This window comes from Bilophila sp. 4_1_30, assembly GCF_000224655.1.
GTDB classification, from domain to species: Bacteria; Desulfobacterota; Desulfovibrionia; order Desulfovibrionales; family Desulfovibrionaceae; genus Bilophila; species Bilophila wadsworthia.
This window is the reverse complement of record NZ_JH114236.1, coordinates 115,719-142,047: the sequence shown is the minus strand read 5'-3', so window position 1 is coordinate 142,047 and position 26,329 is coordinate 115,719. Positions and strand designations below refer to the sequence as shown.

General features: G+C 58.4%; 28 protein-coding genes, 3 tRNA genes and 1 rRNA gene. 10 read left to right on the top strand and 22 right to left on the bottom strand.

What is annotated here, in order from left to right:
- Window positions 1-93: 93 nt before the first annotated feature.
- From rrf to rarD, 4 genes are all read left to right on the top strand, one after another.
- A 5S ribosomal RNA gene (gene rrf / locus HMPREF0178_RS19135) occupies window positions 94-208 on the top strand.
- Window positions 209-707: 499 nt separating this feature from the next.
- On the top strand, window positions 708-1,169 hold the full coding sequence (locus HMPREF0178_RS19130) for a glycine zipper 2TM domain-containing protein (RefSeq protein WP_005025707.1): 462 nt from the start codon (window positions 708-710) through the stop codon (window positions 1,167-1,169).
- Between the two features lie 75 nt (window positions 1,170-1,244).
- Entirely contained in the window at window positions 1,245-1,799 is a 555-nt protein-coding gene (locus HMPREF0178_RS19125; RefSeq protein ID WP_005025710.1) for a hypothetical protein, read from the top strand.
- Between the two features lie 72 nt (window positions 1,800-1,871).
- On the top strand, window positions 1,872-2,780 hold the full coding sequence (rarD, locus tag HMPREF0178_RS19120) for an EamA family transporter RarD (protein WP_009369196.1): 909 nt from the start codon (window positions 1,872-1,874) through the stop codon (window positions 2,778-2,780).
- A 284-nt stretch (window positions 2,781-3,064) separates the two neighbouring features.
- Here rarD and HMPREF0178_RS19115 read toward each other — a convergent pair whose 3' ends face one another.
- From HMPREF0178_RS19115 to HMPREF0178_RS19090, 6 genes are all read right to left on the bottom strand, one after another.
- Window positions 3,065-3,307, bottom strand: a complete 243-nt coding sequence (locus tag HMPREF0178_RS19115) for a phage regulatory CII family protein (RefSeq protein ID WP_005025715.1) — start codon at window positions 3,305-3,307, stop codon at window positions 3,065-3,067.
- Window positions 3,308-3,578: 271 nt separating this feature from the next.
- Window positions 3,579-4,253 (bottom strand): 16S rRNA (guanine(527)-N(7))-methyltransferase RsmG, encoded by a 675-nt coding sequence (locus tag HMPREF0178_RS19110; RefSeq protein WP_009369195.1) that lies wholly within the window; start codon window positions 4,251-4,253, stop codon window positions 3,579-3,581.
- A gap of 69 nt (window positions 4,254-4,322) precedes the next feature.
- Complete coding sequence (locus tag HMPREF0178_RS19105) at window positions 4,323-4,772, bottom strand: hypothetical protein (protein WP_009369194.1); 450 nt, start codon at window positions 4,770-4,772, stop codon at window positions 4,323-4,325.
- A gap of 231 nt (window positions 4,773-5,003) precedes the next feature.
- Complete coding sequence (locus HMPREF0178_RS19100) at window positions 5,004-5,780, bottom strand: RNA methyltransferase (protein WP_009369193.1); 777 nt, start codon at window positions 5,778-5,780, stop codon at window positions 5,004-5,006.
- A gap of 2 nt (window positions 5,781-5,782) precedes the next feature.
- Window positions 5,783-6,940, bottom strand: a complete 1,158-nt coding sequence (locus HMPREF0178_RS19095) for a protein-disulfide reductase DsbD (protein ID WP_050809309.1) — start codon at window positions 6,938-6,940, stop codon at window positions 5,783-5,785.
- An 82-nt stretch (window positions 6,941-7,022) separates the two neighbouring features.
- Window positions 7,023-7,661: a protein-disulfide reductase DsbD domain-containing protein gene (locus HMPREF0178_RS19090; protein WP_009369191.1), complete on the bottom strand. Its 639-nt coding sequence runs from the start codon at window positions 7,659-7,661 to the stop codon at window positions 7,023-7,025.
- 95 nt (window positions 7,662-7,756) lie between these two features.
- Here HMPREF0178_RS19090 and HMPREF0178_RS19085 point away from each other — a divergent pair.
- Window positions 7,757-7,832, top strand: a tRNA-Lys gene (locus HMPREF0178_RS19085).
- Between the two features lie 129 nt (window positions 7,833-7,961).
- Here the strand turns inward: HMPREF0178_RS19085 and HMPREF0178_RS19080 are convergent.
- Complete coding sequence (locus HMPREF0178_RS19080; protein WP_009369190.1) at window positions 7,962-8,546, bottom strand: GNAT family N-acetyltransferase; 585 nt, start codon at window positions 8,544-8,546, stop codon at window positions 7,962-7,964.
- A gap of 375 nt (window positions 8,547-8,921) precedes the next feature.
- Between HMPREF0178_RS19080 and HMPREF0178_RS19075 the strand changes: the two genes are divergently transcribed.
- Window positions 8,922-8,997 (top strand) — tRNA-Lys (locus HMPREF0178_RS19075).
- 143 nt (window positions 8,998-9,140) lie between these two features.
- Here the strand turns inward: HMPREF0178_RS19075 and HMPREF0178_RS19070 are convergent.
- The 3 genes from HMPREF0178_RS19070 to HMPREF0178_RS19060 form a co-directional block, all read right to left on the bottom strand.
- Window positions 9,141-9,947 (bottom strand): sulfite exporter TauE/SafE family protein, encoded by an 807-nt coding sequence (locus tag HMPREF0178_RS19070; RefSeq protein WP_009369189.1) that lies wholly within the window; start codon window positions 9,945-9,947, stop codon window positions 9,141-9,143.
- A 370-nt stretch (window positions 9,948-10,317) separates the two neighbouring features.
- Window positions 10,318-10,404: transfer RNA gene (locus HMPREF0178_RS19065), tRNA-Leu, on the bottom strand.
- A 100-nt stretch (window positions 10,405-10,504) separates the two neighbouring features.
- The gene (locus tag HMPREF0178_RS19060; RefSeq protein WP_009369188.1) at window positions 10,505-11,188 is read right to left on the bottom strand and encodes an HAD family hydrolase; all 684 of its coding nucleotides are present in this window, start codon (window positions 11,186-11,188) and stop codon (window positions 10,505-10,507) included.
- A 204-nt stretch (window positions 11,189-11,392) separates the two neighbouring features.
- Between HMPREF0178_RS19060 and HMPREF0178_RS19055 the strand changes: the two genes are divergently transcribed.
- Window positions 11,393-12,184, top strand: coding sequence for a TlyA family RNA methyltransferase (locus HMPREF0178_RS19055; RefSeq protein WP_050809308.1), 792 nt, complete (start codon window positions 11,393-11,395; stop codon window positions 12,182-12,184).
- Between the two features lie 436 nt (window positions 12,185-12,620).
- On the opposite strand, the gene HMPREF0178_RS19050 is transcribed toward HMPREF0178_RS19055, so the two are convergent.
- On the bottom strand, window positions 12,621-13,694 hold the full coding sequence (locus tag HMPREF0178_RS19050) for an ABC transporter substrate-binding protein (RefSeq protein ID WP_009369186.1): 1,074 nt from the start codon (window positions 13,692-13,694) through the stop codon (window positions 12,621-12,623).
- Between the two features lie 688 nt (window positions 13,695-14,382).
- Between HMPREF0178_RS19050 and HMPREF0178_RS19045 the strand changes: the two genes are divergently transcribed.
- Window positions 14,383-15,900, top strand: coding sequence for an APC family permease (locus tag HMPREF0178_RS19045; RefSeq protein ID WP_009369185.1), 1,518 nt, complete (start codon window positions 14,383-14,385; stop codon window positions 15,898-15,900).
- Between the two features lie 93 nt (window positions 15,901-15,993).
- Here HMPREF0178_RS19045 and HMPREF0178_RS19040 read toward each other — a convergent pair whose 3' ends face one another.
- Entirely contained in the window at window positions 15,994-16,878 is an 885-nt protein-coding gene (locus HMPREF0178_RS19040) for a LysR family transcriptional regulator (RefSeq protein WP_005025740.1), read from the bottom strand.
- 117 nt (window positions 16,879-16,995) lie between these two features.
- Here HMPREF0178_RS19040 and aspA point away from each other — a divergent pair, with 117 nt between their 5' ends.
- Window positions 16,996-18,384, top strand: coding sequence for an aspartate ammonia-lyase (gene aspA, locus HMPREF0178_RS19035; protein WP_009369184.1), 1,389 nt, complete (start codon window positions 16,996-16,998; stop codon window positions 18,382-18,384).
- A 294-nt stretch (window positions 18,385-18,678) separates the two neighbouring features.
- On the opposite strand, the gene HMPREF0178_RS19030 is transcribed toward aspA, so the two are convergent.
- From HMPREF0178_RS19030 to HMPREF0178_RS19020, 3 genes are read right to left on the bottom strand one after another with little or no spacing between them, the layout of a single operon-like run.
- Window positions 18,679-19,545: a metal ABC transporter permease gene (locus HMPREF0178_RS19030; RefSeq protein ID WP_009369183.1), complete on the bottom strand. Its 867-nt coding sequence runs from the start codon at window positions 19,543-19,545 to the stop codon at window positions 18,679-18,681.
- Window positions 19,538-20,305: a metal ABC transporter ATP-binding protein gene (locus tag HMPREF0178_RS19025; protein WP_009369182.1), complete on the bottom strand. Its 768-nt coding sequence runs from the start codon at window positions 20,303-20,305 to the stop codon at window positions 19,538-19,540. Before HMPREF0178_RS19025 ends, HMPREF0178_RS19030 begins: the two co-directional genes overlap by 8 nt.
- Entirely contained in the window at window positions 20,292-21,212 is a 921-nt protein-coding gene (locus tag HMPREF0178_RS19020) for a metal ABC transporter substrate-binding protein (protein WP_009369181.1), read from the bottom strand. The genes HMPREF0178_RS19025 and HMPREF0178_RS19020 overlap by 14 nt, the downstream gene beginning before the upstream one ends.
- Before the next feature lie 146 nt (window positions 21,213-21,358).
- Between HMPREF0178_RS19020 and HMPREF0178_RS19015 the strand changes: the two genes are divergently transcribed.
- Window positions 21,359-21,730 (top strand): Fur family transcriptional regulator, encoded by a 372-nt coding sequence (locus HMPREF0178_RS19015; protein ID WP_009369180.1) that lies wholly within the window; start codon window positions 21,359-21,361, stop codon window positions 21,728-21,730.
- A gap of 159 nt (window positions 21,731-21,889) precedes the next feature.
- On the opposite strand, the gene HMPREF0178_RS19010 is transcribed toward HMPREF0178_RS19015, so the two are convergent.
- The 7 genes from HMPREF0178_RS19010 to HMPREF0178_RS18980 all read right to left on the bottom strand — a co-directional run bounded on the left by HMPREF0178_RS19010 (window position 21,890) and on the right by HMPREF0178_RS18980 (window position 26,285).
- On the bottom strand, window positions 21,890-22,174 hold the full coding sequence (locus HMPREF0178_RS19010) for a hypothetical protein (protein WP_005025749.1): 285 nt from the start codon (window positions 22,172-22,174) through the stop codon (window positions 21,890-21,892).
- 24 nt (window positions 22,175-22,198) lie between these two features.
- Window positions 22,199-22,480 carry a hypothetical protein gene (locus HMPREF0178_RS19005; protein ID WP_009369179.1) on the bottom strand — a complete coding sequence of 94 codons (282 nt, stop codon included), beginning with the start codon at window positions 22,478-22,480 and terminating at the stop codon, window positions 22,199-22,201.
- A gap of 30 nt (window positions 22,481-22,510) precedes the next feature.
- Complete coding sequence (rfaE2, locus tag HMPREF0178_RS19000; protein ID WP_009369178.1) at window positions 22,511-23,014, bottom strand: D-glycero-beta-D-manno-heptose 1-phosphate adenylyltransferase; 504 nt, start codon at window positions 23,012-23,014, stop codon at window positions 22,511-22,513.
- A gap of 174 nt (window positions 23,015-23,188) precedes the next feature.
- Window positions 23,189-23,863: a site-2 protease family protein gene (locus tag HMPREF0178_RS18995; protein ID WP_005025757.1), complete on the bottom strand. Its 675-nt coding sequence runs from the start codon at window positions 23,861-23,863 to the stop codon at window positions 23,189-23,191.
- A gap of 3 nt (window positions 23,864-23,866) precedes the next feature.
- A complete protein-coding gene (tyrS, locus tag HMPREF0178_RS18990; RefSeq protein ID WP_009369177.1) occupies window positions 23,867-25,063 on the bottom strand; it encodes a tyrosine--tRNA ligase in 1,197 nt (398 codons plus the stop codon).
- A 118-nt stretch (window positions 25,064-25,181) separates the two neighbouring features.
- Entirely contained in the window at window positions 25,182-25,661 is a 480-nt protein-coding gene (gene ybaK, locus HMPREF0178_RS18985; protein ID WP_009369176.1) for a Cys-tRNA(Pro) deacylase, read from the bottom strand.
- Window positions 25,662-25,673: 12 nt separating this feature from the next.
- Complete coding sequence (locus HMPREF0178_RS18980; protein ID WP_009369175.1) at window positions 25,674-26,285, bottom strand: GDSL-type esterase/lipase family protein; 612 nt, start codon at window positions 26,283-26,285, stop codon at window positions 25,674-25,676.
- Between the last annotated feature and the right edge of the window lie 44 nt (window positions 26,286-26,329).

The following is a 26,329-nucleotide window of genomic DNA, read 5'->3' as shown; positions in this document are numbered from 1 at the left end:
AGCTGACCAGTACTAATAGCCCGAGCGGCTTATTTTTCAAAAAACTTTCCCCTTCCCAACCCCCCTATCAATTAATATCACATAGAGATTTGTCTTGGTGTTCATGGAGGAGAGGGTACACCCGATCCCATTCCGAACTCGGCAGTTAAGCTCTCCATCGTCGATGATACTGCGCATTCTTACGTGGGAAAGTAGAACAACGCCAAGACTTTATTTCCAAAGGGCCGTCCTGGACAGGACGGCCCTTTGTTTTTTGCCCGAAGCTCATCCTCATCGCGGCCACCCCTCCCTAAGCCCAGGCCCGGCTCAAGCCCTTCCTGCTGTTTTCCCCCCCTCGGTTCTCCTCCCCCCAGCTTCTGTTGCCTTCGGCTTTATGCACCGGTTCGCTCCATAATCGGCGTTAGTTTTTCCTTCTCTTGTAAGCCTTACCGTTTAGGGCCTGTGAGAGGAAAGGGGGCCACGGAATCATTTCCTTAATCGGTAATCCTCCTCGCTAGCCCTCGCCATCAAAAGCTTAGGGAGCTCGAAAGATGGCGCGGTGGAGGGAATAGAAGCTTCTCTCCAGAAGTGGGGACTCCCTTCCTTCATATTCTTACTCCATCTCATAGGGGAAACCGCACATCAGGGAATTGCCCCTGCGCCCTCATTATGCTAGGAGTTTGGAAAGTACAGGGTTCTCACCCCTGACTTTCGATTGGAGGTTTACTATGCTGAAAATCAAACATGTAGCCGTATGCATGCTCGCTCTCGCCATGCTTTCGGCTGGTTGCACCAACTACAGCGGCAATACCTATTCCGGCAGTCAGGTGCGCAGCGCTCAAACGGTACAGTATGGCACGGTGGTTTCCGTGCAGCCCGTTACGCTTGAGGAAGATCGTCCCGCCGTCCTTGGGACAGTGGGAGGAGGCGTCGTCGGCGGCGTGCTCGGCAATATGGTTGGTGGTGGACGCGGGAAGACGCTGGCGACTATCGCGGGTGCAGCCCTCGGCGCGGCTGGCGGCTATGCTGGCGAGAAGGCGCTGACCAAGCAGAATGGTCTTGAAATTACGGTCGAACTGGAAAACGGACAGCAGTTGTCCATTGTTCAGGCCGCCGATCAGCAATTCTCTCCGGGTGAACGTGTCCGCGTACTGCGCGGAAGCGACGGCTCGGCGCGTGTGACCCGTTAGCCTTTGCAGGAACGCCGTATTGCGGCATCGTATAATCCGTCGTGCGCCGGCATGACGAACAACCAAGGAGCATCCATGCTGGATCCGAAACAGTGTGTTCTTTTCAGCGGCGGGGCCGCCGGAACCGAGCAGTTTTTCGGCGCGCAGGCCGAGGCTTGGGGCATTGAAGAAGTGAACTACAGCTTTGATGGGCACCAGATCGAACGGAAGCGCGGCGTGCGCGTCCTCACTTCCGAAGAATTGGCCCTGAAAGATGTGAGCCTGACCTATGTTTCCCGCCTTATGGGTCGGGAATTCACGAAGGCTCCCCTGTTCCGCAAGGTCCTGCAGTCCATTTGCTGGCAGGTCAGCAGCGGTCAGGAAGTCGTGGTCGTGGGCAACATCCAGCCGGATCAGACCGTCAAGGGCGGTACCGGCTGGGGCGCCGAGTTCGCCAAGATTTGCAACAAGCCTCTTCTCGTGTTCGATCAGGAACAGGACGGCTGGTATCGCTGGCTGAACGACGCTTGGGTCAAGGTGGAAGAGCCCGTCATTGAGCATACGCACTTCACCGCCACGGGAACCCGGTTCATGGAAGCCAACGGACGCAAAGCCATTTCGGATCTGTTCGCTCGTTCGTTCAATCGCTAGTCGCGGACGTTTTTGCCGTATTATGGACAGCCATCCTGTTTTGCAGGATGGCTGTCTTTGTGAAGGTGGAGTATGCCGTTGTTTGCCGTTCCGTCCGTAAAGAGCAATTCGCTCGGGTTGTTGGCGGGTCTTTGCGCCTTTCTCATCTGGGGCTTTCTGGTCGTTTTCTGGCATATGCTGGATGCCGTGGCTCCGTTCGAAATCCTGTGCTACCGCATCATTTTTTCGTTTGTGAGCTTGCTTCCGGTCGTTATGCTGACAAGGCGCTGGGCGGAGGTCGTCAGCGCTTTTCGCAACCGCCGCGTGGCGCTGACCATGTTCGCCAGTTCCTGCGTGGTGGGGTTGAACTGGTTCCTGTACATATGGGCCATCAGTACCGGACAGATCCTTGAAACGAGCCTCGGATACTATACCAATCCGCTTATGAACGTGCTGTTCGGTTTCCTTTTCTTGCGGGAACGGCCGTCACGCCTTCAGGGGATAGCCATTTTGTTGGCCTGTATCGGTGTCCTGCTGAGTTTCTTGGGCCACAATCAGTTTCCGTGGCTGGCCCTGTCGCTGGCCTTCACTTTTGCGCTGTACGGTTTTATCCGAAAAACGGTTTCCGTCGAAGCGCTTCCCGGCTTGTTCATTGAGACGATAGTTTTGATACCCTTTTCGCTCGGCTGGATCCTGTGGCTCTATTGGAATGGGGAGGGCTTCCTTTGCAGCCCGGCGGTTCGGGAAGGCTTTTTGTTGTTTCTTGCCGGTCCGGTCACATCCTTGCCACTGGTCATGTTCGCCTATGCCGCCCGGCATATGCGCCTGATGACGCTTGGCCTGCTGCAATACATTTCCCCGACCTGCACGTTCTTCCTCGGCATATTCATGTTTGGGGAAACCTTGAACCCGACTGCGCTGGTGACGTTCATTTTTATCTGGCTGGCCTTGCTGTTGTATACGGTGGAAAGCTGGCGGCAGACGCGGCATTTGCCGCACTGAGGGAACGGAAAAAGGCGGGGCGCCATCCCTCGTCTTTTTTGTACCGTTGAACGCATGGGCATATGAATCGAAATGGTCCGGCTCAGTTGGGCGTCATGCAGGAAAAACTGCCAGTACGGCAAGTTCCATGCTTACGTGTACCTATGAAAAATCCTCGGCTTGCCGAGGACTTTTTGGGGAAGGGGAGAACGGATATGAAAAAGTCCCGACAGGCGGGGCAATAGGGCGGTGGTGTGCTTCATGGTGGTTCTTTGGGCTTGGGGAGGCATTGTACGGGGAGTGGCTTAGTGGGTCCGCTTGAGCTCATAGCCGAACTGTTCGGCTATATGCTCAAGCGGCTGGATATTACCAGTGACCCGCATGATGTCGACGAGGGTTTCCGCGCCGAGTTTCGCGCCGTCGTCGAAGGGGTTCACTTCACGCAGCAGGGTGGAATACGGTTTGCCCACGGCGGCGGCAATGTTTTTGGCACCAAGACCGCTTTCCAAAACAAGATCATGAACGGCAGAAATAAGATTGGCAGACATAAGGGTTCTCCTTTGGTTGCGTATTCAAACAGCACCACCTGTTCTTAGCTATACCTGATTCTCATCGGAAGACAAGGCCATTAGATTCTTTTTTTAGTACCTTTCGTGACTTTTTTCTCCAGTAGAAAGAGAATAAGTATTGCTAGATTGTTTATCTTGCTAGAATCACTGTTTAAATAAAAGGAGTCCATTAAAAAGAATTTTTGACGATTGCCAAAAAAAATTCAATGGGCTGAAAAGAAGTTTTTTTCAGGTGGTTTTGTTTTGTGAATTATAGTGCGTCTTGAGCGGTCAGGGCATACAGGTACCGCTGGGTGCGGGACGCCGCATACGTATATTGCCCGGCAATGCGCCAGTTCTGTGCGGCCTGTTCCCAATCAGGAGACTCTTGGAGGCGTTCGCGCAAAAGCAGCACGACCACTCCATTGGGGTTCAGGTTGCCTTTGACGAGTTCCAGAACGCCGGGCCACGGCATAAACGCCCGGCTGACGATGAGGTCCGCTGTCCGTGCGGGCGGTCCGGCCATAAACGCTTCGGCGCGGCCCCGGAAGACATGGGTTCCGGGCAAGGGATATTTGGCGAGGACCGTGGACAGGAACAGGGCTCGTTTTTCTCGGGCTTCGACCATCCAGTAATCGCCTTCTTGCCAGATCATACGCAGAGGAAGTCCGGGAAGCCCGGCTCCCGAGCCCAGATCCCGGCAACAAGGTACAGCGCCGTATTCCACGTCTTCGCGCAGAAAACGCCCGAGATGCAGGCTGTCGACGACCAGCGTAAAAAAGGTGTCCTCAGCCGTCCGGGTGCCGACAAGGTTCATGACCCTGTTCCACTGCATGAGCAGGCCGAGATATCCGGCGAGCGGGGGCAAGGTTTCTTCGGTAAGCTCGAAACCGGCGCGCTTGGCCCAGTCCTGAAGATCATACGGGGATACGGATGATGAACGCATGACGACTCCTTGATGCTGTAGGGGAATGAGAGGCGGTTATACCCGCAAGGCGCGCGTTCGTACAGCGTCTCAGGAGCGTTTGCCGCGCTTGGCCTTGCCCCGGCGTTTTTTGGGAGCCGGTCCGGGATTCGCCGGGAAAACGGAAGGGGAGGAAGGCGTCCGCCTCACGGGGCTGTCCGAAAACACGGCGAAGATCGGATAGATCAGCATTACCACCATCATGATGATGCTCAGGGCGATGAGGGCATCCTTCGCAAGGCCCTCCTCCGACCACGCGCAGTAAAAGAGCAGGGCGGCGAGAAGCCCGCACAGGGGGCGCCCCCATGCCCGGGGCATCAGGCCCATAGGATTGATCCCGCGCCGGAAACACAGCTCGAGCAGGGCAAAGAAGCTCAGAAAGATGAAGATACACAGCAAGGTACCGTTCGTATCATAGCGCAGAAACTGGTAGAGCAGGGCCAGATCGATGACGAATATCCCGATTATGACGAAGAGTTCCGAGAATCGCATTTTCAGCATTGCACGCTCCTGCCGTCCTTTTTTCTCACCCGTCCCTTCCCCTTTCGGTTCTGGCACACTGAAACTGTGGGGCCTGTGAGCTTCTGAAAGGGAATCCACCCCGCACTATCGTCATATGCCATAATCTTGCGCGGAACCCCTTTTTCCTTTCCGTAAGACCTAGGCTGCAAGGGGAAACGATTGCCCCCGGCGGGTCAGGGGCAGAGCCTTTGCCGTCGGAGGCGTTGCCGTTCACCCGTTTCCGTTCGCCTTCCGCAGATTGTCCACCTGGCGGCAGATGCCCATGAGCATATCCATTTCGTGCCGCCTCAGGCCGGACTTGCCGAGGAAACGGCGCAGGGGCATCAGGAAGTAGTCGGGATTGTCGCTTTTGAGATAGTCGATGGCGAGGAGCGTTTCTTTGAGCCGGGCGTAGAGCAGAGCCTGTTCCTCGTGCGTGATGCGGCGCGACTGCTGGCCGGGATCGTTGCCGAGCGACGGCTGCGGGTCCACGCGGCTGACCGCCTTCATGCATTCGTAGGTAAGGATGAGGATGGCCTGCGCCAGATTGAGCGAAGAAGCCTCTCCAGCGGTGGGGATGGTTACGAGGCGCTGGCACTGTTCGATGTCGGCATTGCTCAGGCCGCGATCCTCGCAGCCGAAGACGATGGCGACCCGGCTGCCTTCGTGGAGCAGGGGCGCGATTTCCCCGGCGGCCTGTTCCGGCGTCAGCAGCCCGCGCCGCCAGCCGCCCGTGCGGGCCGTGGTGCCGAAGGTCAGGACGTTGGGGGCGAGCGCGTCGCCGAGCGTCGGTTTGACCTCAATGGCGTCGAGCAGGGGCTCGCCCTTGGCCGTGGCCAGAGGCCGGGCTTTTTCCTTATCCCACCATACGGGGCTGACGAGCGTCAGGCGCCCGCAGCCCGTGTTGGCACAGGCGCGGGCCGCCATGCCGATATTTTCCGGGAACTTGGTTCCCACCATAATGATTTCCAGATGCCGCAGGGCGTCCTGCGAAGCTTGCACGAGCATACTCACTTCCGGGGAGACAGGGTGGCAAGGGCGTCCTCAAGCTGGCTCGCCGTGTACAGATCTCTGAGCACGATGGGGCTGTTTGAGAGGAGGCCCTTGGGGAAAATGGCCGTGACCGGGATGCTGACGCTGCCGATGGCGCGGAGCAGCGCCTGCGCTTCCGGGTCGGGCCGGGTCAGGTCCACCTTGATGAGGCGGAGCCCGTAGCGTTCCGTGATGGCGTGCAGGCGTTTGGGCGTCAGCACGGTCTGTTCAAGGAATTTGCAGGACGGGCACCAGTCCGCCGTGAATTCGACCATCAGCGGTTCTTTTTTCAGCAGCGAACGGAACGTGTCCGCCCGGAACGTTTCCCACGGCGCGGGTTCGGGCGCGGGCTGCACGCTCCACCAGATGGAGCCGCCTACCATAAGGAGCGCGAGCGCGCCCGTAAAGAGCTTTTGCGGACCCGAGGCGCGCAAGCCTCCCCAGTGGCCCCAAATCCATGCCGCCAGCGCGCAGACGAGCAGGGTGACGAGCGCGGCGAGCCGCTGTGACTCGGGGAGAATGGACAGCAGATAGATGGCGGTACCCATGAGAAAGAAGCCGACCAGCCGTTCCATGATCCCGGTCCATGCGCCGGGCTTGGGGAGGATGCGGGCCGCGCCGGGCCAAACCGCAAGGACGAGGTAGGGCAGGGCCATACCGATCCCGGTTGCCGTGAATACGGCGACGATTACGGGCAGGGGCTGGAGTGCCGCCCAGCCGAGCACGCCGCCGAGCAGAGGGCCGCTGCACGGGGTGGCCAGCAGGGTGGCGACGAGGCCGGTGAGGTAGGCTTGCGTTTTGGGGTTGCGTGACGCGCCGACCTTGAAATCGAGCACGGGCAGCGTGAACACGTCGAACAGGGAGAGGGACAGCAAAAAGACGAGGATCAGCAACCCGTACACGAGATGGGTATTCTGGAACAGGCCGCCCCATGCCAATCCGAGCGCGCCGACGCAAAAGGCCAGCACGAGGAACCACGTCAGGATCCCGGCGGCGAACAGTACGTTGTGCTCGCGGAAATGGGCGAGGCGCTGGCCTTCGGTCTCATAACCCGACGAACTCAGCAGGGCGGAAACCTTCATGGTCAGCACGGGCAGCACGCAGGGCATGACATTGAGGATAAGGCCAGCCAGCAACCCGAGGAACAGGGCCGTGCCGAGGGCTGTGGGCTCCAGCGATTCCTGTGGGAAACGCGGCGTGAACCGCCATTCGTCGGGCTCAGCGGGGCTTCCGGGGGCGAAACTGGACGGACGGCCCGGAAAGCGGCGTCAGCGGGGTGACGGATTGCTGTGGGGGGGCTTGCGGAAAAGCGGGTTCGGAAGAGATGGGGGATGTTTCGGCTTTACCGAGTTGCCCATACGCCTCCAGCGCGGCGGAGCTCGGCGGAGGCAGCGTTTCGGGGAGTGCCAGGGAGACCGTTTGCTGTACGGGGACACAGTTTTTGTCCGAACAGAGGAGCATGGACAGATCGGCGGAGAGGGGGCCGGATACGGGGGCATCGAAACGGATGAAGATCGGGAACCGGGCGGTATAGGCGAGAATCTGTTTTGTGGGCTCGAAGGTGTCGGGCGTAAGCCGCCCCTGTGGGTAGAGGACTGCGGCTGCGGCGGGTTGTCCCTGTGCGTCGAGGATATTCAAGCTGGTGGGAATGGGAGCGTCCGCGTAGTGGGAGTAGGTGTGATAGCCTTTCTGCGGCGTCACCCAGAGCACGGCCGCCGGATGCCCGTCCAGTTCGGCATATTCCGTATCTAATGAAAAAGGAAGTGATTCTGCGTGAGTAAGAGTAGACGCATACAGCAGGAAGCCTGTTACAAGGCAGAGTACGAGCCATATATGGAGTGTGTTTTTCGTTTTCATGGGGTGGACGGTAGCGTTTTTTTCTCTCTTTTGCAAAAAGGGTGTTGACACTCACCCCTTATTTGGACTAAATCTCTTTTCACGCCGCAAGGCACGGGTCATTAGCTCAATTGGTAGAGCAGCTGACTCTTAATCAGTTGGTTCGGTGTTCAAGTCACCGATGGCCCACCAGCGAAACGAACCAAGGACTTTCGAGAAATCGAAAGTCCTTTTTTCGTATGTGCTTCTATTTTGAAAGGTAACTTTGGTCCGCTCCATCCAATGTGGAGCACCACAAGCGCGGTAAACATTCATCAAGTATCAGTCAGCTTGATTGGGTGATTGGTCCAGATAGCCTTTGTATACCCGCTTGTCTTGTCCATCAAAGTTCAGCTGGTACATACAGAAAGTAGTCAGTATGTTTTTAGGTTGCCATTGTTCCTTATACGAATATTGATAAAGCATACCCAGACGTTTCATGACATTGCCGCTACGGGGATTCTTGATATCGTGTGTGGCCGTAATGTAAGGAATGCCATCTTTCTTTGCTTGGTGAATAACGGCATTGGCCGCCTCGGTTACAATGCCGTTGCGCCAAAAGGCTTTGAGCAGCCCATAGCCAAGGTCATGGGGCTCATTGATGTCTATATTGACATACCCTATTGGAATGTTATCATTTTTTAAACAAATCGCATATTTGTAACCGTAAGGTTGCCTGTAGGTGTCCAAGTACCTTTCCCTAAGAAAGAGGTTTGCTTCCTCTATGGATTGTAATGGAAACCAAGGTAAATACGTATTTACGTCTTTATTGCTATGTATTTTGAACAAGGCGTATAAATCGTTTTCAGAGAATCTTCTTAATAGAAGTCTCTCTGTTTCCAAAGTAGGTGTATTTGTGAACCCCATATTTATTCCTTTTTTAAATCCGATAACATGTTGATATTTATACTAGTATTCCAGTGGCATTCTGTCAAATAGAGGTATATTGTTTTACACGTTTGATATCAAACTGAATGACGATTGGTGGAGTATACGGCATTGTTAATGCATGGGATTCGTAGGAGCTTCATCGTGTGATAAAAGGTTCCCCTCCAACGGCTGGCCGGGAGTACGGAGAGGAGTGGGCCATGCGTGGAAGGGATTGTCTCCTTACTTAGCGAAAAAACAGATTTTTTCTTTCTATTGAGGAAAAAAATTCGGAAAGTGCTAAGAATACGTTGACACAGCCCTCCGTTTTCGGTACATCCCTTTTCGCGCAATGAGCGCGGACGAAATGTCCTTGGGTCATTAGCTCAATTGGTAGAGCAGCTGACTCTTAATCAGTTGGTTCGGTGTTCAAGTCACCGATGGCCCACCAGCAAAAAAGAACATCCCGACAGGTTTTCCTGCCGGGATTTTTTGCGTTCTTTCACCGGGTGGCAGCGCCTTCCCTTTGGAAAGGCTGGGTGTTGGAATATGCCGGCGCGGAGCTTCTGTTTTGTTTCTTGAGTTGCGCCGGGATCATCTGAAAAGGACGGAGCGGAGTATAGAAAGACCGAGAAGGATATTGCCGACCGCGAAACAGCGGCGCAAGACCTGCATCGGCAATCGCGGCGAATGGGCCAACCGTGCGCCCACAACGGCCATGCTCATGCTGGAAACCAGCAGGCAGAACATCCCGGGAAGGTATACGAAACCTACGGAGTAGGGAGGAAGCTCCGGGACGTTCCACCCTGCGATGGCATATCCGAGTGTTCCGGTCAGGCTGATGGGCAAGCTCAGGGCGGCGGACGTGCCCACGGCGTCGGCCCAATCGATCGCGGCCCAGACCAGGAAAATCACACAGAGCATGGTCCCGGCGATGCCCGCAAGGCTCGAAATCAGGCCGATGAGTATGCTGACCGGAAGCATGGCTCGTTCGAGCCGCCCGGTCTTGGGGCGGGGGGTGGAATTGAAGAGCAGATGAACGCCGACCAGCATGACGAAGAAGGCGAAAAAGCCGCGCAGGAATAATCCTGGAAGGTGTGGAGCGAGAAGCGCGCCGCCGAGCGTGCCCGCAATGATGCCGGGGGCCATCTTTTTCCAGATGTCGGCGCGCACGGAACCATATCGCCTGTGCGCCAGCACGCTGGAAAGGGATGTGAACAGGATGGTGGCGAGGGATGTACCAAGCGACAGGTGCTGCGTCGTGTCCACGGAAAACCCGAGGCGGTCGAAAAATACGTTGAGCAGGGGCATGATGATCACCGCCCCGCCGACACCGAGAAGCCCGGAAAGAAGCCCTACAAAGGCACCCCCAAGCACAAGAAGCCCAAGCATGGAAAGCATGACGTCCCTATGGCCTTTCCCAAAAGACAGAAAACGATTCCGATTGCCTCATCATGTGGGGAGGTTCCTCCCGGAATCCAGTGATAGCAGATCAACCGGCTGAGATCGATAGGCTTCCGGGGTGTCCTCCGGATGCGCGGCTAGCCCCTCCAACTCCCCATAGGAAGTGAGCGCTTCCAGCCCACAGGGTATGGAGGAAAACATACCGTCTTGTCCGCAAGGGCTGCGGGGCGGATGGAGGTGGGGAGAGGCGGGAGGGTAAAAGAGAAGCCCCCTCCTGTTTGCATTTGCAATTGCAACTACAAGCGTGAGGGGGCTTTTTTTGAGGGGCGGACGGGGGGGATTTGTATCGTACCCGTTTGTTTTCTTATGGTGCCCAGAGCGGGGATTGAACCCGCACAACCTTGCGGTCCAGGGATTTTAAGTCCCTTGCGTCTGCCAGTTCCGCCATCCGGGCATGAGCTGTATAGAATACTTGTATCAGGGTGAGGAGTCAACAGACGAGGCAGCTCTCCCTTTGGTTTCCGGTCCACGAAATGTATTCATACCCTGACAGGCTAGAATGCGTATTTCTCGAAAAAAGGAAGAAGTTCCAGCGGATCATATAGGATTTTGTCCGCGCCGCTTTCTTTCAGTTCTTGGGCTCCCCGAAATCCCCAGTCCACGCCGACCGCAGTCATTTCGGCATTGTGGGCTGTCAGCATGTCCACATTGCTGTCTCCGACAAAGACTGTTTCGTTGGGGATACTGCCGAGATGCCGGGCCGCGTTGAGGGCTCCGGTGGGATCGGGCTTATGGGGCAGGTTCGGCATAGCCCCCTGAATGAACAGGAAAGGACTCTCGGGAAAGTAGTGCTTGAGCATGTGGAGCGTCCATTCGTGCGGCTTGTTCGTCACGACGGCCAAGGGGATGCCGCGCCTTTGGAGTTGCTGCAAGAGTTCGGGGATATGCGGGTAGGGCCGCGTCGTTACGGCCCAGTCTCTGGCATAGTTGGCGCCCGTGCGTTCCACAAGTGCTTCGAAATCCGTAGTCCCGATACGATCCGCTTCCCCTTCGGGCAGGGCCCGGCGGACGAGCATACGCAGGCCGTTGCCGACGAACTGACGGTAGGCGGCGACGGGATGTTGCGGGTAACCTGCTGAATGCAGCGCGGCATTGGCGGCATTGGCAAGATCGTCGAGCGTGTCCAGCAAGGTTCCGTCAAGATCGAAGATGGCGGCGTGATAGTTTTGTTTGTTCATAGCGATCCTCTGAAATCCGTTGTATCCGCTGTGCCATACACAGGCAAAGGGAACGGGGAAGATGGCAGCATGACAAAGGACGCCGTGTCTTTCAAGCGGGAATGTTGTGCGGATCGAGTGCAGTGGGTTGCATCGTGGCTGGATTTTGCTAACTCTAGCGCGGTGCCGCGGTATCGCGGCGATTTTTTCGGAAGCGGGGGCAGTATGGCGCAGGGTAAGGAACGTGCGGACGAGTTGGTTTTTGCGCAAGGTTTGGCGGAAAGCCGCGAAATGGCGAAACGCCTGATCATGGCGGGCAAAGTGGCGTTGGAAGATGTTTCCGGCGTGCGGCAAAAAGTGGATAAGCCCGGTCACAAATATCCGCTGGATACGGCCTTCGCACTGGTCGGCATTGAGAAATACGTCAGCCGTGGCGCGTATAAGTTGCTGACCGCCATAGAGCATTTCAAGCTGGATGTGACCGGGTTCGTCTGTCTGGACGCCGGGGCTTCCACTGGCGGGTTTACGGACTGCCTGTTGCAGCACGGCGCGGCGAAGGTGTATGCGGTGGACGTGGGCAAGGAGCAGCTCCATGAGCGTATGCGCCGCGATCCGCGGGTCATCAGCATGGAAGGGACGAATTTACGCACGGCTCCCGAAGAGTTGATTCCCGAGCCGGTGGACATCATCGTCGCCGATGTCTCTTTTATTTCCCTGACGCTGATTCTGCCGCCCTGCGTGCGCTGGCTCAAGGAAGGCGGTTTTGTGGCGGCGCTGGTCAAGCCGCAGTTTGAGCTTGGGCCGCATCAGACGGACAAGGGCGTGGTGCGTGATCCCGCCTTACGCCAGCAGGCGGTGGACAAAGTGCTGCTGTTTTGTCAGGAGCGTCTCGGCCTTGAGTGCCTCGGCGTCGTGCCTGCCGCCGTCAAGGGGCCCAAGGGAAATCAGGAGTATATCGTTTGCCTGCGCCGCGTAGGGGCTGGGCAGGTGGTATGTGGAAGTGAGGCGGTGGAATGAAACTAGGGGAGGAAGCCCCTTTTGAAGAAGGAGTTTCCTCCCCCGGCCCTCTTCCTTTCCTGAGGCTTTCGACTGGTGGGGAGGCTGCACGGCAGGAGTTCCTCCGTCTGTTGAGCCTGCCGGAGTGCTGAGGGTAAAAGTGGGGAGAGGAGGGCAGGGCTTCGGCTGCCGTTCGTTGCCGTACAGAAGAAAGAAGAAACGGCCTGATCCAGCAGAAATGGATCGGGCCGTTTTTTTATAACGGTAGAGGAAACGTTCTGGTTCCTACGGGGGCGGTTGCTCTTCGGGAGAAAGGAGGGACTCTATGTTGTTGTACGGGAACAGCCGCCCGAAACTGGAGGCATGAATGGGAAGCGGCTCTGATGCGCGGCTTTCCCATAGAGCGTTGCCCCGAATGGACAACGGAAAGGGGAAGGGCTCGTTGGGGGGCGCGGGGTTATCGGTACTCGGGGATAGGGCGCTCCACTTTTTCAAGAAAGGCTCCTGTGACGAGGCCGAGCAGTTCCTCCGTTTTGTCTTGGGAATAGGCGTCCCCCGCGTGAAAGCGGATAATGGAGGCGAGCCAATCCTGCATGTCGCTCCGGGAATGTTCGGCGTTGAACATCCGAAGTTGATCCTCAAGCAGGAAGACCTGGTGGATGGTGATATCCTTGATGACTTCGGCATCGGACATTGTCTTGCCCGCCCATTCTTTGAAGAATGTTTTGTAGTCTTCAGCAAGGGTTGCCACGGATTCCTCGCGCATCATGCGGACGGCCCGGAGGTAGACCCGCAGGAAGGAGGCCACCTGGCTGGGGTGGGCAGCGGCAAAATCTTTGTCCGCCATGAGCAGTACGGATTGCGGGGCGTTGACGGAGCGCGATGTGGCCGCGACTTTAAGCCCATGCTCGTCTCCGGTGTAACTGTAGGGGGCCCACAGCACGATGGCGTCGCCTTCCCCCTCAAAGAAAGCCTGAAGGCCCGGTACGGCATCCGTATTTTGGATCCGCACGTCCTCAGTCGTCAGGCCGTAGGCGGCAAGCCATTTGGTAAGGAGATATTGGGCCGATGACGAGGCGGGGCAAATGATGGTTTTGCCCCTTACGTCGTCGGCTTTGCCGTAGAGGTTCGGATACCCCTTGTTGGCGCCTTTGGTATTCAAAAGCGGGCTGTCGGGCCGGACCATGACCGCATTGGCCAGAGATTCGTCATTGCCGACGCCGATGATGGTGAATTGTTCAGGATAGGGGCTGGTCAGGATGGGGAACGCGCCGCAAGCTCCGATGACCCACTTGTCCGCATTGCCGATCAGATCTTTGCCCGAGTCGAACCTGTTGAGGACGATGTCGAGCCCTTCCTGTTTGTCCCAGCCCTTTTGTTTGGCGTACCAGATGAGGAACGTCTCATGCTCGGGAAGCCAGCCCGTTTCGAGTTTGAATGGAGGTTCCTGATAAGCGGCGGAGAGATCCGCCGTCAGGGCGAGGAGAAGTGCAAAAAAGCCGAATAGTCCGAACAGCGTACTGCGCCGCATGGCTCCATCCTTATAATAATGGCCGCAAGAAAAAGTGGGGGGATTGGCGAAATGTATGAAAACGGTCTGGTTTGACAGAAAAATCACTTCTTCCGGTTCCTTTAGAGATTCATACCGTGTTTGCTCCGGATTGCCAAGAAGTTGTGTTTTTCACGTGTGTTTTGCCTTATTCACGTTCCGCGTGGGGGAGAGTGGGAGACGGTTTCTCTCTCAGACGTCCTCAACATATTGAGGCTGTTTGATGAATCAACCTATACGAATAAGGCGTACTCCAAAAGAGGAGGCTCTTAACGGGACAAAAATGTCCCGTGGGACAAAAATGCCCCATGAGGGTAGTTCTGGTTAACATGCTAAAAATACATAAAATACAGGGAAACGTATTTTTTGCGGGACATTCGTGTCTCGTTGTGAGGAAAAGAACTTAATGGTGGATTATTTTGAAAACAGAAAAAATATTATTTGTCATTACAGTCGATTAATATGAATAAAAGCCTCGTCGCAATGCCTGTTCAGATATTTTGGCTCGGCACTTGCTAAAGAGTTAGTGCCTTCGGGAACAATCCCGACGTTCCAATAGAGTTTTTGGATGATGCGTCCTTTTTCGTTCAAAGCCGGGATGCGGCGGTGAACGAAAAAGAGCGCGAAGAAACCACTCTTGAAACGCGAAGACAAAGAGGGACTTTTGGTCATGAGCAACGAACATGTTGAAAGCGGACGTGAAGAACTGAAGAAAACGATGAGCCCGGCTGAAGTTTGGGCTCTTGCCGTGGGCGCCATCATCGGTTGGGGCTGCTTCGTCCTTCCCGGGGCGCGCTTCCTCCCTGAGGCCGGGCCTATCGGTAGTGTGTTGGCTTTCATTGTCGGCGGCGGCCTTCTGTGTTTCGTCGCCCTTGCTTATAGCATCCTCGTCAAGGCCTATCCCGTGGCCGGCGGCGCGTTCACCTATGCCTACGTCGGTTTCGGCAAAGCATGGGCCTTTATTTGCGGCTGGGCCCTCATCCTTGGCTATCTCTGCGTTATCGCCGCCAACGGCACCGCGCTGGCTCTTCTCAGCCGCGCCTTGCTGCCGGGTGTGTTCGACGTGGGGTATCTGTACAGCGTAGCCGGTTGGGACGTGTACGCCGGTGAACTGGCCATGATGACCTGCGCCTTCCTCTTCTTCGGGTACATGAACTTCCGCGGCATGGACTTCGCCAGCAGCATCCAGCTCATCCTTGCCTTTGCGCTGGTGGCCGGTGTGCTCATCCTGACGGTGGGTTCCTTCTCCACGTCCACCGCGTCGCTCGACAACCTGTTCCCCCTGTTCGCCGAAGGCCGTTCGCCGTGGGCTTGCGTCATCTCCATCGTGGCGATCACCCCCTGGTTGTTCGTCGGCTTCGATACCATTCCCCAGACCGCTGAAGAATTCGACTTCCCGCCTGAAAAGTCCCGCCGCCTGATGCTGAACTCCATCATATGCGGTGCGACGCTGTATGCCTTGGTCCTGATTTCCGTGGCCATCATCATTCCCTACACCGACCTGCTCGGCCAGAACCACACGTGGGCTACCGGCGCTGTGGCTGACATGGCCTTCGGACGCTTCGGCGGCATGATCCTCGCCATCCCCGTCCTCGCGGGCATCCTGACCGGCATGAACGGCTTCTTCATGGCCACCACGCGCCTGCTGTTCAGCATGGGCCGCGGCAAGTTCCTGCATCCTTGGTTCCTGAAGGTGCACCCCAAGTATGGCACCCCGACCAACGCCGTGCTGTTTACCCTCGGCCTGACCCTTATCGCGCCTTTCTTCGGCCGCTCCGCCCTCAACTGGATCGTCGACATGTCCGCTATGGGCACCGCGCTTGCCTACCTTTCCACCTGCCTCGTTGTTTACAAGTACGCCTCTCGCTTCGCGGACCAGACCCCGTGGTGGAGCAAGTCCGTAGCCGTGGTCGGTGCGCTGACCTCCATCGCCTGCTTCCTCATGCTGGCTGTGCCCGGCTCTCCGGCCGCCATTGGGTTCGAATCGTGGATTATGTTGCTCGCATGGGTAGCCATCGGTGCCTGCTTCTACTTTAGCCGCGCTTCCATACTGCGTTCTATCCCCGAAACGAGTATGCAGTATATGCTCCTCGGAACGGCTGACCGTCCGCTGCTTTTTACCCCGAAAGACGCTGAAGAAGAGGTCTTCGAAGAGGACGACGCCAAGTCTGCTGTTGAACTGGGTTAGGCACTCCCTCCCCTAACCTGATATGAAAAGCCGGGGCCGTTTACGACGGTCCCGGCTTTTTTATGGTATTATGTCTGACGTTGTGATGGATGCTTACGGGAGGATCGCTTTCCAGAAGGTTTCGATGGCGGCGCGGTGGACGGTTTTGTTGCGATAGAGCTTGATGTCCACTTCCACGCTGAGATCCGGGCGGTCTTCCCATATGCGGCGGATGGTACCCCGCTTTAACTGCTCGCTCACCAGCGTTTCCGGAACCCATGCCATGCCGATGCCTTTTTCCAGCATTTTGACGATGCCCTCGCTCAGGCTGCTCTCATAGACGGACTGGAGTTCGCAGGGCGTCTTTTCGTAAAGCGGAAGGATGATCCGGTTGGCGAAGGAGAAATTGCTGTAGGAAAGGTAGGGCAGGGGGGAGGCGCTTGGAAGGCGTTCCGCAAGGGCGCTTCCCACGACGGGGAGGAAGCGTTCCCGGCCGACGGTGGCGGACTCGATGTGCGACAGGAATTCGCTGTCCGATTCATACTCGTCCAGCCTGTAGGTGAGCAGCATGTCCACCTGATGTTCCATCAGGGCGCAGAAATGCTCTTCCACACTTTGAGGAAAGGGATTGACCACAAAGCGGAGCTGATCGCACGTCTGCCGCACCCGGAAGAGAAGATCCGGGAGCACGTTGATGGAGAGGGTAGGCAGGCTGATGAGGCGGACGATGCCGTCGGAACGGTTCCCGGCCGCGAACTCCCGCCGGGCTTCGGCCATGCGGTCCACGATGTCGCGGGCCACGGGCAGGAACTGTTCGCCCTGCGCCGTAAGGCGGACGGGAAGGGCCGTCCGGTCGAACAGGACCACGCCGAGCCACTCCTCCAGTGCCCGGATGCGGCGGCTGAAGGCGGGCTGGGTGACGTTGCGCTCCTGCGCCGCATGTGAAAAGCTTCTGTGGCGGCACAGGCTGAGGAAATCTTCAAGGAGTTTCTGGTCCACGGGGGGCTCCATGCATTTTGATCATGACGCGATACGAAATCGGCAATTGCCAGTTCCGCTGGGTGTTTCTTATAGTCACAGCACGTTCAGTATTCGCACCAAACAGGAGAAACGTCCATGCCTCGTCTCGAACATGATTTTTTGGGTGAAATGCGCATCCCTTCCGATACATATTATGGAATCCAGACCTATCGGGCCGTCGAGAACTTCCCGATTTCCGGCGTGAGCATCGCCAGCTTCCCGGAACTTATCAAGGCGCTCGGCCTGGTCAAGAAGGCCTCGGCCATTGCGAACATGCAGTTCGGCGTGCTGCCCCGCGAGATCGGGGACGCCATTTGCGCGGCTTGCGACGAGATCATTGAGGGCAAGCTGCACGATCAGTTCCCCGTGGACTGCATTCAGGGCGGTGCGGGAACTTCGACCAACATGAACGCCAACGAGGTCATCGCCAACCGTGCCCTTGAGCTGTTGGGCCATAAGAAGGGTGAATACGAATATTGCCACCCCAACAACCATGTGAACTGCTCGCAGTCCACCAACGACATTTATCCCACGGCCCTGCGCATCGCCCTGTATACCATGCTCGGCCAGCTGACCGGCGATATGGCCTATCTCCAGCAGGGATTCGTGGCCAAGTCCGAAGAGTTTTCGGACGTCATCAAGATGGGCCGCACACAGTTGCAGGACGCGGTACCCATGACGCTCGGTCAGGAATTCGGCGCGTACGCGACGACCATCGGCGAGGATATCCTGCGCGTCGAGGAATCCCGCAAGCTCCTGCTTGAGGTCAATCTGGGCGCGACCGCCATTGGGACAAGCATCAACGCGCCCAAGGGCTACGCCGAAGTCGCCTCGAAGGCCCTCGCCGAAGTCAGCGGCATTCCGGTGGTGCTGTCCACCAACCTCATCGAAGCGACGTGGGACACCGGGGCCTATGTGCAGACCTCCGGCGTGCTCAAGCGCATCGCGGTCAAGCTGTCCAAGATCTGCAACGACCTGCGCCTGCTGTCCTCCGGCCCGCGTACGGGCATCAATGAGATCAACCTGCCCCGGCTGCAGCCCGGTTCCTCGATCATGCCGGGCAAGGTCAACCCGGTCATCCCCGAAGTGGTCTCGCAGGTGGCTTTCGACATCATCGGCAAGGACGTGACCATCACGATGGCGGCGGAAGCAGGGCAGCTTGAGCTGAACGTCATGGAGCCGATCATCGCCTTCTCGCTGTCGAACGGCATCCACCGTCTGCGCCAGGCCATGCGGACGTTGCAGGATCGCTGCGTGAGCGGCATTACGGCGAACAAGGAACGCTGCCGCAGCATGGTCGAGAACAGCATCGGCATCATCACGGCCCTGAATCCTTATCTCGGCTATGAAACCTCCGCGTCCATCGCCAAGGAAGCCCTCGAAACCGACGGCTCGGTGCTCGACATCGTGCTTGCCCGCAACCTCCTCAGCCGCGAGAAGCTCGACGACATCCTCGCCCCCGAGCACATGATCAACAGAAAGTAATGATCGGGGGAACCTCCCTGAAAAGGAAGGTGCCCCTGCCTTTTCCCAACGACGCTCGACTGGATGGGATTGTGCGGAAGGCGTTTCGATACGATTGAGAAACAGGGTTACGGCACCCCGAACTTCCTCCGGCTAGCTTGGCGGCCGCCGGTGAAAGGTACGTTCCCATCCGGCGCGTCAAAAAAGCGCCCTGTTCCGTGATCCGGAAGAGGGCGCTTTTGTATTGGAGGCAAGCCGCGTTGCTGGCGGAGGCAAAAAGATTCCCGGCGTGTCGCACGCGCTTTCACGAAAGCGTTACTGGCGCCGCCCCTCTCCCCGTATGGCGGCGAGGACGGCGCTCAGCAGGAACCAGCCGCAGGAGACGAGGACAACGGTCGCTCCGGTGGCTGTCCCGGCCCATTCCTGTGCGGAGAGCACCAGCCCGGCCACGGCGGAAGTGACGCTGACGAGGATCGACCACCAGAACATGCCCCCGGCTGTGCGGGCGAGGTTGCGGGCCGTGGCTGCGGGCACGATGAGCAGCGCCGTTACCAGCAGGACGCCCACGGCCCAGACGGAGAACATCACGACGAGCGCGAGCAGCCCGGCGAAAAGGTATTGCCAGAAAAACACCTTGATGCGGTGAGCCTTGGCGACCACGGGGTTCAGGCCGATGTACAGCAGGCGGTTGTAGCCCCATATCTGAAAGGCCGCCAGCGCGAAGAACAGGCCGATGAGCCAGCGGATGTCGGTTTCCGTGATGGTCAGGATGTCGCCGTACAGGAACTGTTGCAGATCCCGGGCCACGGCATTGTCCCGGCTGACCACGGCGAGGCCGAAGGCCATGACCGCCGAGAAGAATACGCCGATGATCGTATCCGAGGAGAGGGCGCTGTTCCGCTGCACGGCCATGATGCCGAGCCCGACGAGGATGCCGAAAACCGGCATGGCGACATGCGGGTTGATGGAAAAGATCAGGCCGAGCGCCACGCCCGCGAAGGCGGAATGGCTGATGGCGTCGGAAAAGAAGGCCATGCGGAAGCTGACGACCTGCACGCCCATGGTCGCAGCCATCGGCGCGAGCAGGATCAGGGCGACGAGTGCCTGCTGCATGAACCCGGCCTGCAGGCACTCGAAGGGGAGCAGGGACACGAGGCGGTAGAGCGGCTCGAGATCAAGCATGGTGGTCCTTTGGCTGGGCCGCGGTGGGGGCATGGGGATTGATGAGGCCCATGTGCATACCGAACAGGGCCATGAGGTTTTCTTGCGTCAGCACCTCGTCGGGCGTGCCTTCCGCGAAGACATGCCGCTTGAGGCAGATGACGTGCGTGGCGTGGTGGAAGACCATGCCGAGATCATGGCTGACCATAAGCTGCGTGAATCCCTTGGCGGCGCGCAGTTCGTCCAGCAGTTCGCAGAACAGATGCTCTCCCTGAAAATCCACCCCGGCGGAGGGCTCGTCGAGTACGAGCAGTTCCGGTTCCTGTTGCAGGGCAAGCGCCAGCAGGACGCGCTGCATTTCGCCGCCGGACAAATCGCCAAGCCGCCGGGAAGCAAGGTGTTCCGCCTTGACCATTGAAAGGAGCTCCAGCGAATGCTCCTTCAGCGAGGGCCGGATGCCGAGCCAGAGCGGGCGCTTCTGGATGCCCATGACGAGGAATTCCACGACCGTGAGCGGCATCCCCCGATCAATGCTGATGCGCTGCGGCACATAGCCGAGCCGCAAGGGTTTTCCGCTCCGTCCCGTCATGACGTCGATGTCCCCGTCGTGGCGCATCTCGCCGATGAGGGCGAGGATGAGTGTGGTTTTGCCCGCGCCGTTGGGGCCCACGATGACGGTGCAGCTTCCCTGCGGGACCGTGGCGTTGACGTGCTCAAGGATGGCGAGCCCGCTCCGGAGCACGGATATGTCGCGGAAGACGACGGCGTTAGTTGGTTCCAAGGGTGCTCTCCAGCGCGTGCAGGTTGGCGCGCATGGTTTTTTCGTAATAGTCCAGCGGTGCGATGGCCGGCCCCGTGGCGACGGGGTCCAGCTTTGCCGTGGCGACCCCGGTTTCACGGGACAGGGTGGCGGCGACCTTGTCCGGATACTGCGGTTCCGTGAAGATGGCTCCGACATGCTGGCTGCGGATCGCCTTGATCAGCTTCATCATATCGGAGGCGGACGGCGCCTGCGTGTCGTCGGCCTGAATGACCGCGACCACATCAAGCCCCATGTCGCGCGCCAGATAATCTAATACCCCGTGCTGCGTGATGATGCGGTTGTTTTTCAGTGTGCCGCCGAGCGCGGCGAATTCGTCCGCCAGCGCGTCGAGCGTCCGGGCGTAGTTCTCGGCATTGGCCCAGTACGTTGCGGCGTTGGCTGGATCGAGATCGGCAAGCTGCCCCGCGATGGAACGGGTCATCTGCGCGGCCATGCGCGGGCTGGCGAACAGGTGAGGGTTCATCCCCCCATGATGGTGCCCCTCATGCTCCTCGTGCGTCGCTTCCGCGTCCGTATACGGGAGCAGCCCGGAGATGCCCTTGGAGCTGTCGATGGTATGAAGTTCCTTTTTGGCGCGTGCCGAAGGGGAACCGAGGAAGGCTTCAAGGCCGAGCCCATTGAGTACAAGGATGTCGGCCTGTGCGAGCTTGCTCATGTCCTGCGGCGTGAGGGCGTAATCGTGGGGGCATCCGGCCTGCGCGGGGAGCATGAGCTGCACCTCCACATCCGGCACGTTTTGCGTGATGTTACGGACGATCTGGTAGACGGGGAAGGTGGTGGCGAGCACCCGGGTCTGAGCGAGGGCGGCACCGCACATCAGTGTGAGGATCATGAGGAATACGATTCCGGCGGTGGTTTTACGCATAGGGGCTCCTTGCGGGAAAAGCGCGGACGGCTTATTGCTATTGCGAAGGCATTTGCAATTACTGCTTGCCGCATGAGGTGTCAAGAGGTTTGCGGATTGCGGGAATGCGTGCAATACAGAGGCTGATACGCGTATGAGGTTTGGGAATGAAACGGAAGACATCACAGCGGGCGGCGATCGAACAGGTTTTTTGCCAACTGGATCGCCCGCTCGGCATTGAGGAAATATTGGAAACCGGGCGGATGGCGGTGGAATCGCTTAATCAGGCCACCGTGTACCGCAATGTGAAACTGCTGTTGGAAAACGGCTGGCTCAAACAGGTGTGCCATCCTTCCCTCGGCACGCTCTACGAACGCACGGGAAAGGGACATCACCATCATTTCCACTGCCGGGTCTGCAACCGGGTGTATGATCTGCCCGGCTGTGCCCTGAACGAGCGGGAGGCCGCTCCCTCAGGATTCCTCGTGGAGGATCACGAGTGCTTTCTGTTTGGGGTCTGCCCCGACTGCCATGCTTGAGGGAAAGCCAAGGTGCCACGAGGCCAGTTCAACCCTCGTAACCTTGTCTCTTCTCCTTGCGCTTTTTTCAACGATTTTTTGATGGCGGAGTCCGGGCTTACTCTGTGCGGCGGCTATGGATATCGCCTGTTCCGCTGAAGCCCGACCGCTTGAGATCTGCTAGAGCCCGAGCAGCAAGCGGAGATAGATCAGGATGATGATCGTGTTGATGCCGATGGTCGGGAGCCATTCCTTATAGTGGAGACGTGAAACAAGCAGGCTGACGATCACCACGCCGAGGGTCCATAAGGCTATGGCGAACAGTTCGGCGAAGCCGGCGGCCATGGCCCGGCCCGCTCCATCGCTGCCCGTAACAACGTAGCAGTGCTCCATGTACAGGGGGACCACAACGTAAAGGCCGAAGGGATGTGCCGCCGCCGTCAGGAGGTAGAAGAGAGGTTTCATTGCTGCGCCTTTGAGAAGACGTTCTTAAGTGAACTGACAGAACAGAGTGGTGAGCACAATGGCGAAGGCGTTGACCACAACCGAGGTGAGGCATTCCCCATATTGTGTTTTTGAGCCGATCAGACTGACAATGAGGACGCACAGCGTCCAGAACCCCATGAAGAAAAGGACCGCGAAACCTCGGGAGAGGCCTCTGCCCATCGGGTCGCCTACCGTGCCGACGCCCCGCGTTATTGCGGGAAGCAGGACATACGCGCCAAATGGGTACGCGGCCGCCGTCAGAGCGTGGAACAAGCTTTTTTTCATACGTTGCCTGCCTCGGGGGAAAAGGGAAAATCAGCGGCTGCCGGGGGCGGTGCGGCGGATTTTTTCGATGAGCGCCGTGGTCGAATAGCCTTGCAGCAAGGGGAGGCTTATGACTTCACCGCCGCGCCGTTGCACCGTTTCCCGGCCTACGATGCGATCCACGGACCAGTCCCCGCCTTTGACCAGCACGTCTGGCTGTACGGCTTCGATGAGCTTCGCGGGCGTATCCTCGTCGAACCGGACCACGAAATCCACGTTTTCCAGATGCGCCAGCACAAAGGCCCGCACAGGATACGGATTGACGGGCCGGTCGTCGCCCTTGCCCAGCCGTTTGACCGATTCGTCGCTGTTCAGCCCAAGCACCAGCACATCGCCCTGCGCCTTGCAGCGTTCCAGCAGATCCACATGCCCCGGATGCAGAATGTCGTAGCATCCGTTGGTGAAGACGATCTTTTTGCCTTCCCCGCGCAGGGCATCCAGTTTTTCCAGCAGTTCGGGCAGTTCGACCATGCCGGGATGTTTCAGCATATCCATTGTTCGTCCTTGTGTCGGCGCGAAAGGCGTTTTCCGGAAGCGGCGGCTCTTTCGGTTCCACGGGATGTTTTCCGTTTTTCCCAAAGCCGCATTGCCTGTTCCGGGCGAAACGTTTCTTGACCAGCAAAAGCAGAAAGGAGCCTCTTTTCAAAGGCTCCTCTCCGGTAGTTCCTGTCAACTCAGTACAATCAGCGAGAAGACCGTGTTCACGGAGAACTGGATCAGCGGGTAGAGAACGTACCCGAGCGCCCCGGTCATGAGTAGCAGGATGAGCACCAGAAAACCGTAGCGCTCAAGCTGCATGTACTGGAATCCGAGCTTCGGCGGCAGGACGCCCCAGAGGATTTTGCTGCCGTCAAGGGGCGGGATGGGCATCAGGTTCAGCCAGCCGAGGCCGATATTCACGACCACGCCGGTCTGGAACATGAGGAAGAAGAAATCCCACACGGTGTTGCCCTGCCACTCGCCGAGCGGGAAGAATTCGATGAGCAGGCGCAGGAGCACGGCGAACCCGATCGACAGCAGGAAGTTGGTGGCGGGCCCCGCAAAGGACACCAGCATGGTGTCTTTCACGATGTTCCGGAAATTCCGGGGATTGATGGGCACCGGCTTGGCCCAGCCGAAGACGAAGGGGCCGGTCAGGCTGGTCAGCACGAAGACGAACAAGCCCATGGGGTCGATGTGAGGCACCGGGTTGAGCGTCAGCCGCCCGAGCATGGCGGCTGTGGGGTCACCCCGCTTGAGGGCCGCCCAGCCGTGGGCGACCTCATGCAGGATGATCCCGAGCATCAGCGGCACGAACGCCACCGACAAGCGTTTTATGGAGACCGCAAGGTCAATGTCGAGCATGTATTACCGTACCGTCAGGCGCAGGAAGCGCTTTTTGCCGAGCTTTACCACGTAGGAACCCGGTTCCAGCGGGGTTTCGGCGTCATCACAGCGTTCGCCGTCAAGCGAGAGCGAGCCCTGCTTGATGAGGCGCTTGGCTTCGCCGCGCGAGGCGGCAAGGCCGGAATCAGTCAGGAAAACCGGAGGTTTGCTTGCTTCGCCGTGTTCACAGGCGAATTCCGGCGCGTCGTCCGGTATGCCGCCGTCCGCAAAGACCGAGTTGAAGCCCTGCAAGGCTTCCTGTGCCTGATCCTCGCCGTGGTAGCGGGCCACGATTTCGTACGCCAGCGCTTCCTTGGCTTTCTTGGGATGCAGGCGGCCTTCTTCGACGTCCTTCTTGAGCGCGGCGATCTCGTCCAGCGACTTGCTGGAGATGAGTTCATAATAACGCCACATGAGATCGTCGGAAACGGACATCGCCTTGCCGAACTGGTCGGCGGCGGGTTCGTTGATGCCGATATAGTTGCCGTAGGATTTGGACATCTTGCGCACGCCGTCCAGACCTTCCAGCAGCGGCACGGTCAGGATGCACTGAGGTTCGAGGTCGTACTGGCCCATGAGGGTGCGCCCGACCAGCAGGTTGAAGGTCTGGTCGGTGCCGCCCATTTCGACGTCGGCCTTGAGCGCCACGGAGTCATACCCCTGCATGAGGGGATAGAGGAGCTCGTGCAGGGCAATGGGCGTGTTTTCGCGGTAACGCTTGGCGAAGTCGTCGCGCTCCATCATGCGGGCCAGCGTGTAGCGGGAGCCCAGACGGATGAAGTCCGCGGCGGTGAAGTCGTTGAGCCAGCGGGAGTTGAATTCCACGACCGTCTTTTCGGGATCGAGGATTTTGAAGACCTGTTCCTTATAGGTTTCGGCGTTGGCGATGACCTGTTCGGTGGTCAGAGGCGGACGGGTGGCGGAACGGCCGGAGGGGTCCCCGATGCGGCCGGTGAAGTCGCCGATGAGGAAGACGACCCTGTGGCCCAGTTCCTGAAAATGGCGGAGCTTATGGATGAGGACGGTGTGGCCCAGATGGAGATCCGGCGCGGTGGGGTCGAAACCGGCCTTGACGGTAAGGGGCTTGCCCCGTTCCAGCTTTTTGCGCAGTTCGCCTTCATCAATCAGATTGGTGATGCCGCGTTTGATCAATTGCATCTGTTTATCGACAGGAATCATCAAAATCTCCTCTCCCTCCCCGTCCGGGAGGATTCGCCGGCGGGCGGCGGGAATGCGTGATCGGTTGGGGGCGCGTTCAGACGTGCCTCGTTTCCTGTTGCAGACAAACCGGGGACTGTCAATAGCGGGCGATGGCGGCGTAGGTTCCTTCAACCGCACGAAGAAGGTCGTCGGGGGCAAGGCGGAGCTGTACCCCGCGATGCCCGGCGCTGACATAGATGCGCTCATGGAGGATGGCGCTTTCGTCCACGAAGACGGGATAATGCTTTTTTCCGGCCAGCGGGGAACAGCCGCCCCGGATATAGCCGGTGAGGGGCTGGACTTCCTTGAGCGGAACCAGCTCCACGTGCTTGTTGCCGGACACGGCGGCGAGTTCCTTGAGGTTCAGCTCAGCGGCGCCGGGGACGCAGACTTCGAGCACTCCGGTCTTGTCGCCCCGGACGACCAGCGTTTTGAAGACCTCCTCCACAGGCACGCCGAGCGAGCGGGCCATTGCCGTGGCGGAGAGGTCTGCCTCGTCGTAGGGGGCCTCATGCAGTTCGTAGTCGATGCCCAGCTCGTCGAGGAGGCGGGCGGCGTTGGTTTTCTTGGGGGGCATACGGTCAACCTGTTATCCGGCGAGGCTGCGGGCGATACGCCTGCCGATGGCCATGAAATAAAAGTCGTTTCCGGTCCGGTTCAGATGGACGCCGTCCGGTGAGAGGATTGTATCCGGGTTCGGGAATTGGTCAAGGATAAGCCGCTCCATGTCGATGAGCACGATGCCTTTCATCCCCGAAAAGGTGGTCCGCAACCCTTCGTTGTATTCCCGGACGGTACGGCGGTAGAGTTCGGCTCCGGGGATATCCGGCGCTTCCGCAGGCCTGTGGTTGGTGGCCAGAAAGACGGTATGTGCTCCGCTGCGGAACGAGCGCTGGATGATTTCGCCCATGTTGGCGAGGTAGGTTCTGAAGCCGACCAGAGGCCGACCCACGGACGTATACCAGAAGCTGGCGTCGTTGAGGCCGAACTGGACGAAGACGGCGTTGGGGTGGTGGCGCTCCACGTCCCACTGCATACGGCGCAGGCCGTCTTCCGTGGTGTCGCCGCTGACCCCGGCGTTGGTCACCGCAACCGGTTCGCGCAGGGTTGCCAGCATACGCGTCATCTGCGCGACCCAGCCCTCGCCGGGGCGTGCGCCGTAACCGTAGCAGATCGAGTCTCCAAAGCAGACGAGATGCATTGTTTCCTCGTGTGGTTAGAGTGGGTTGGGAGGTTGTGCGAACC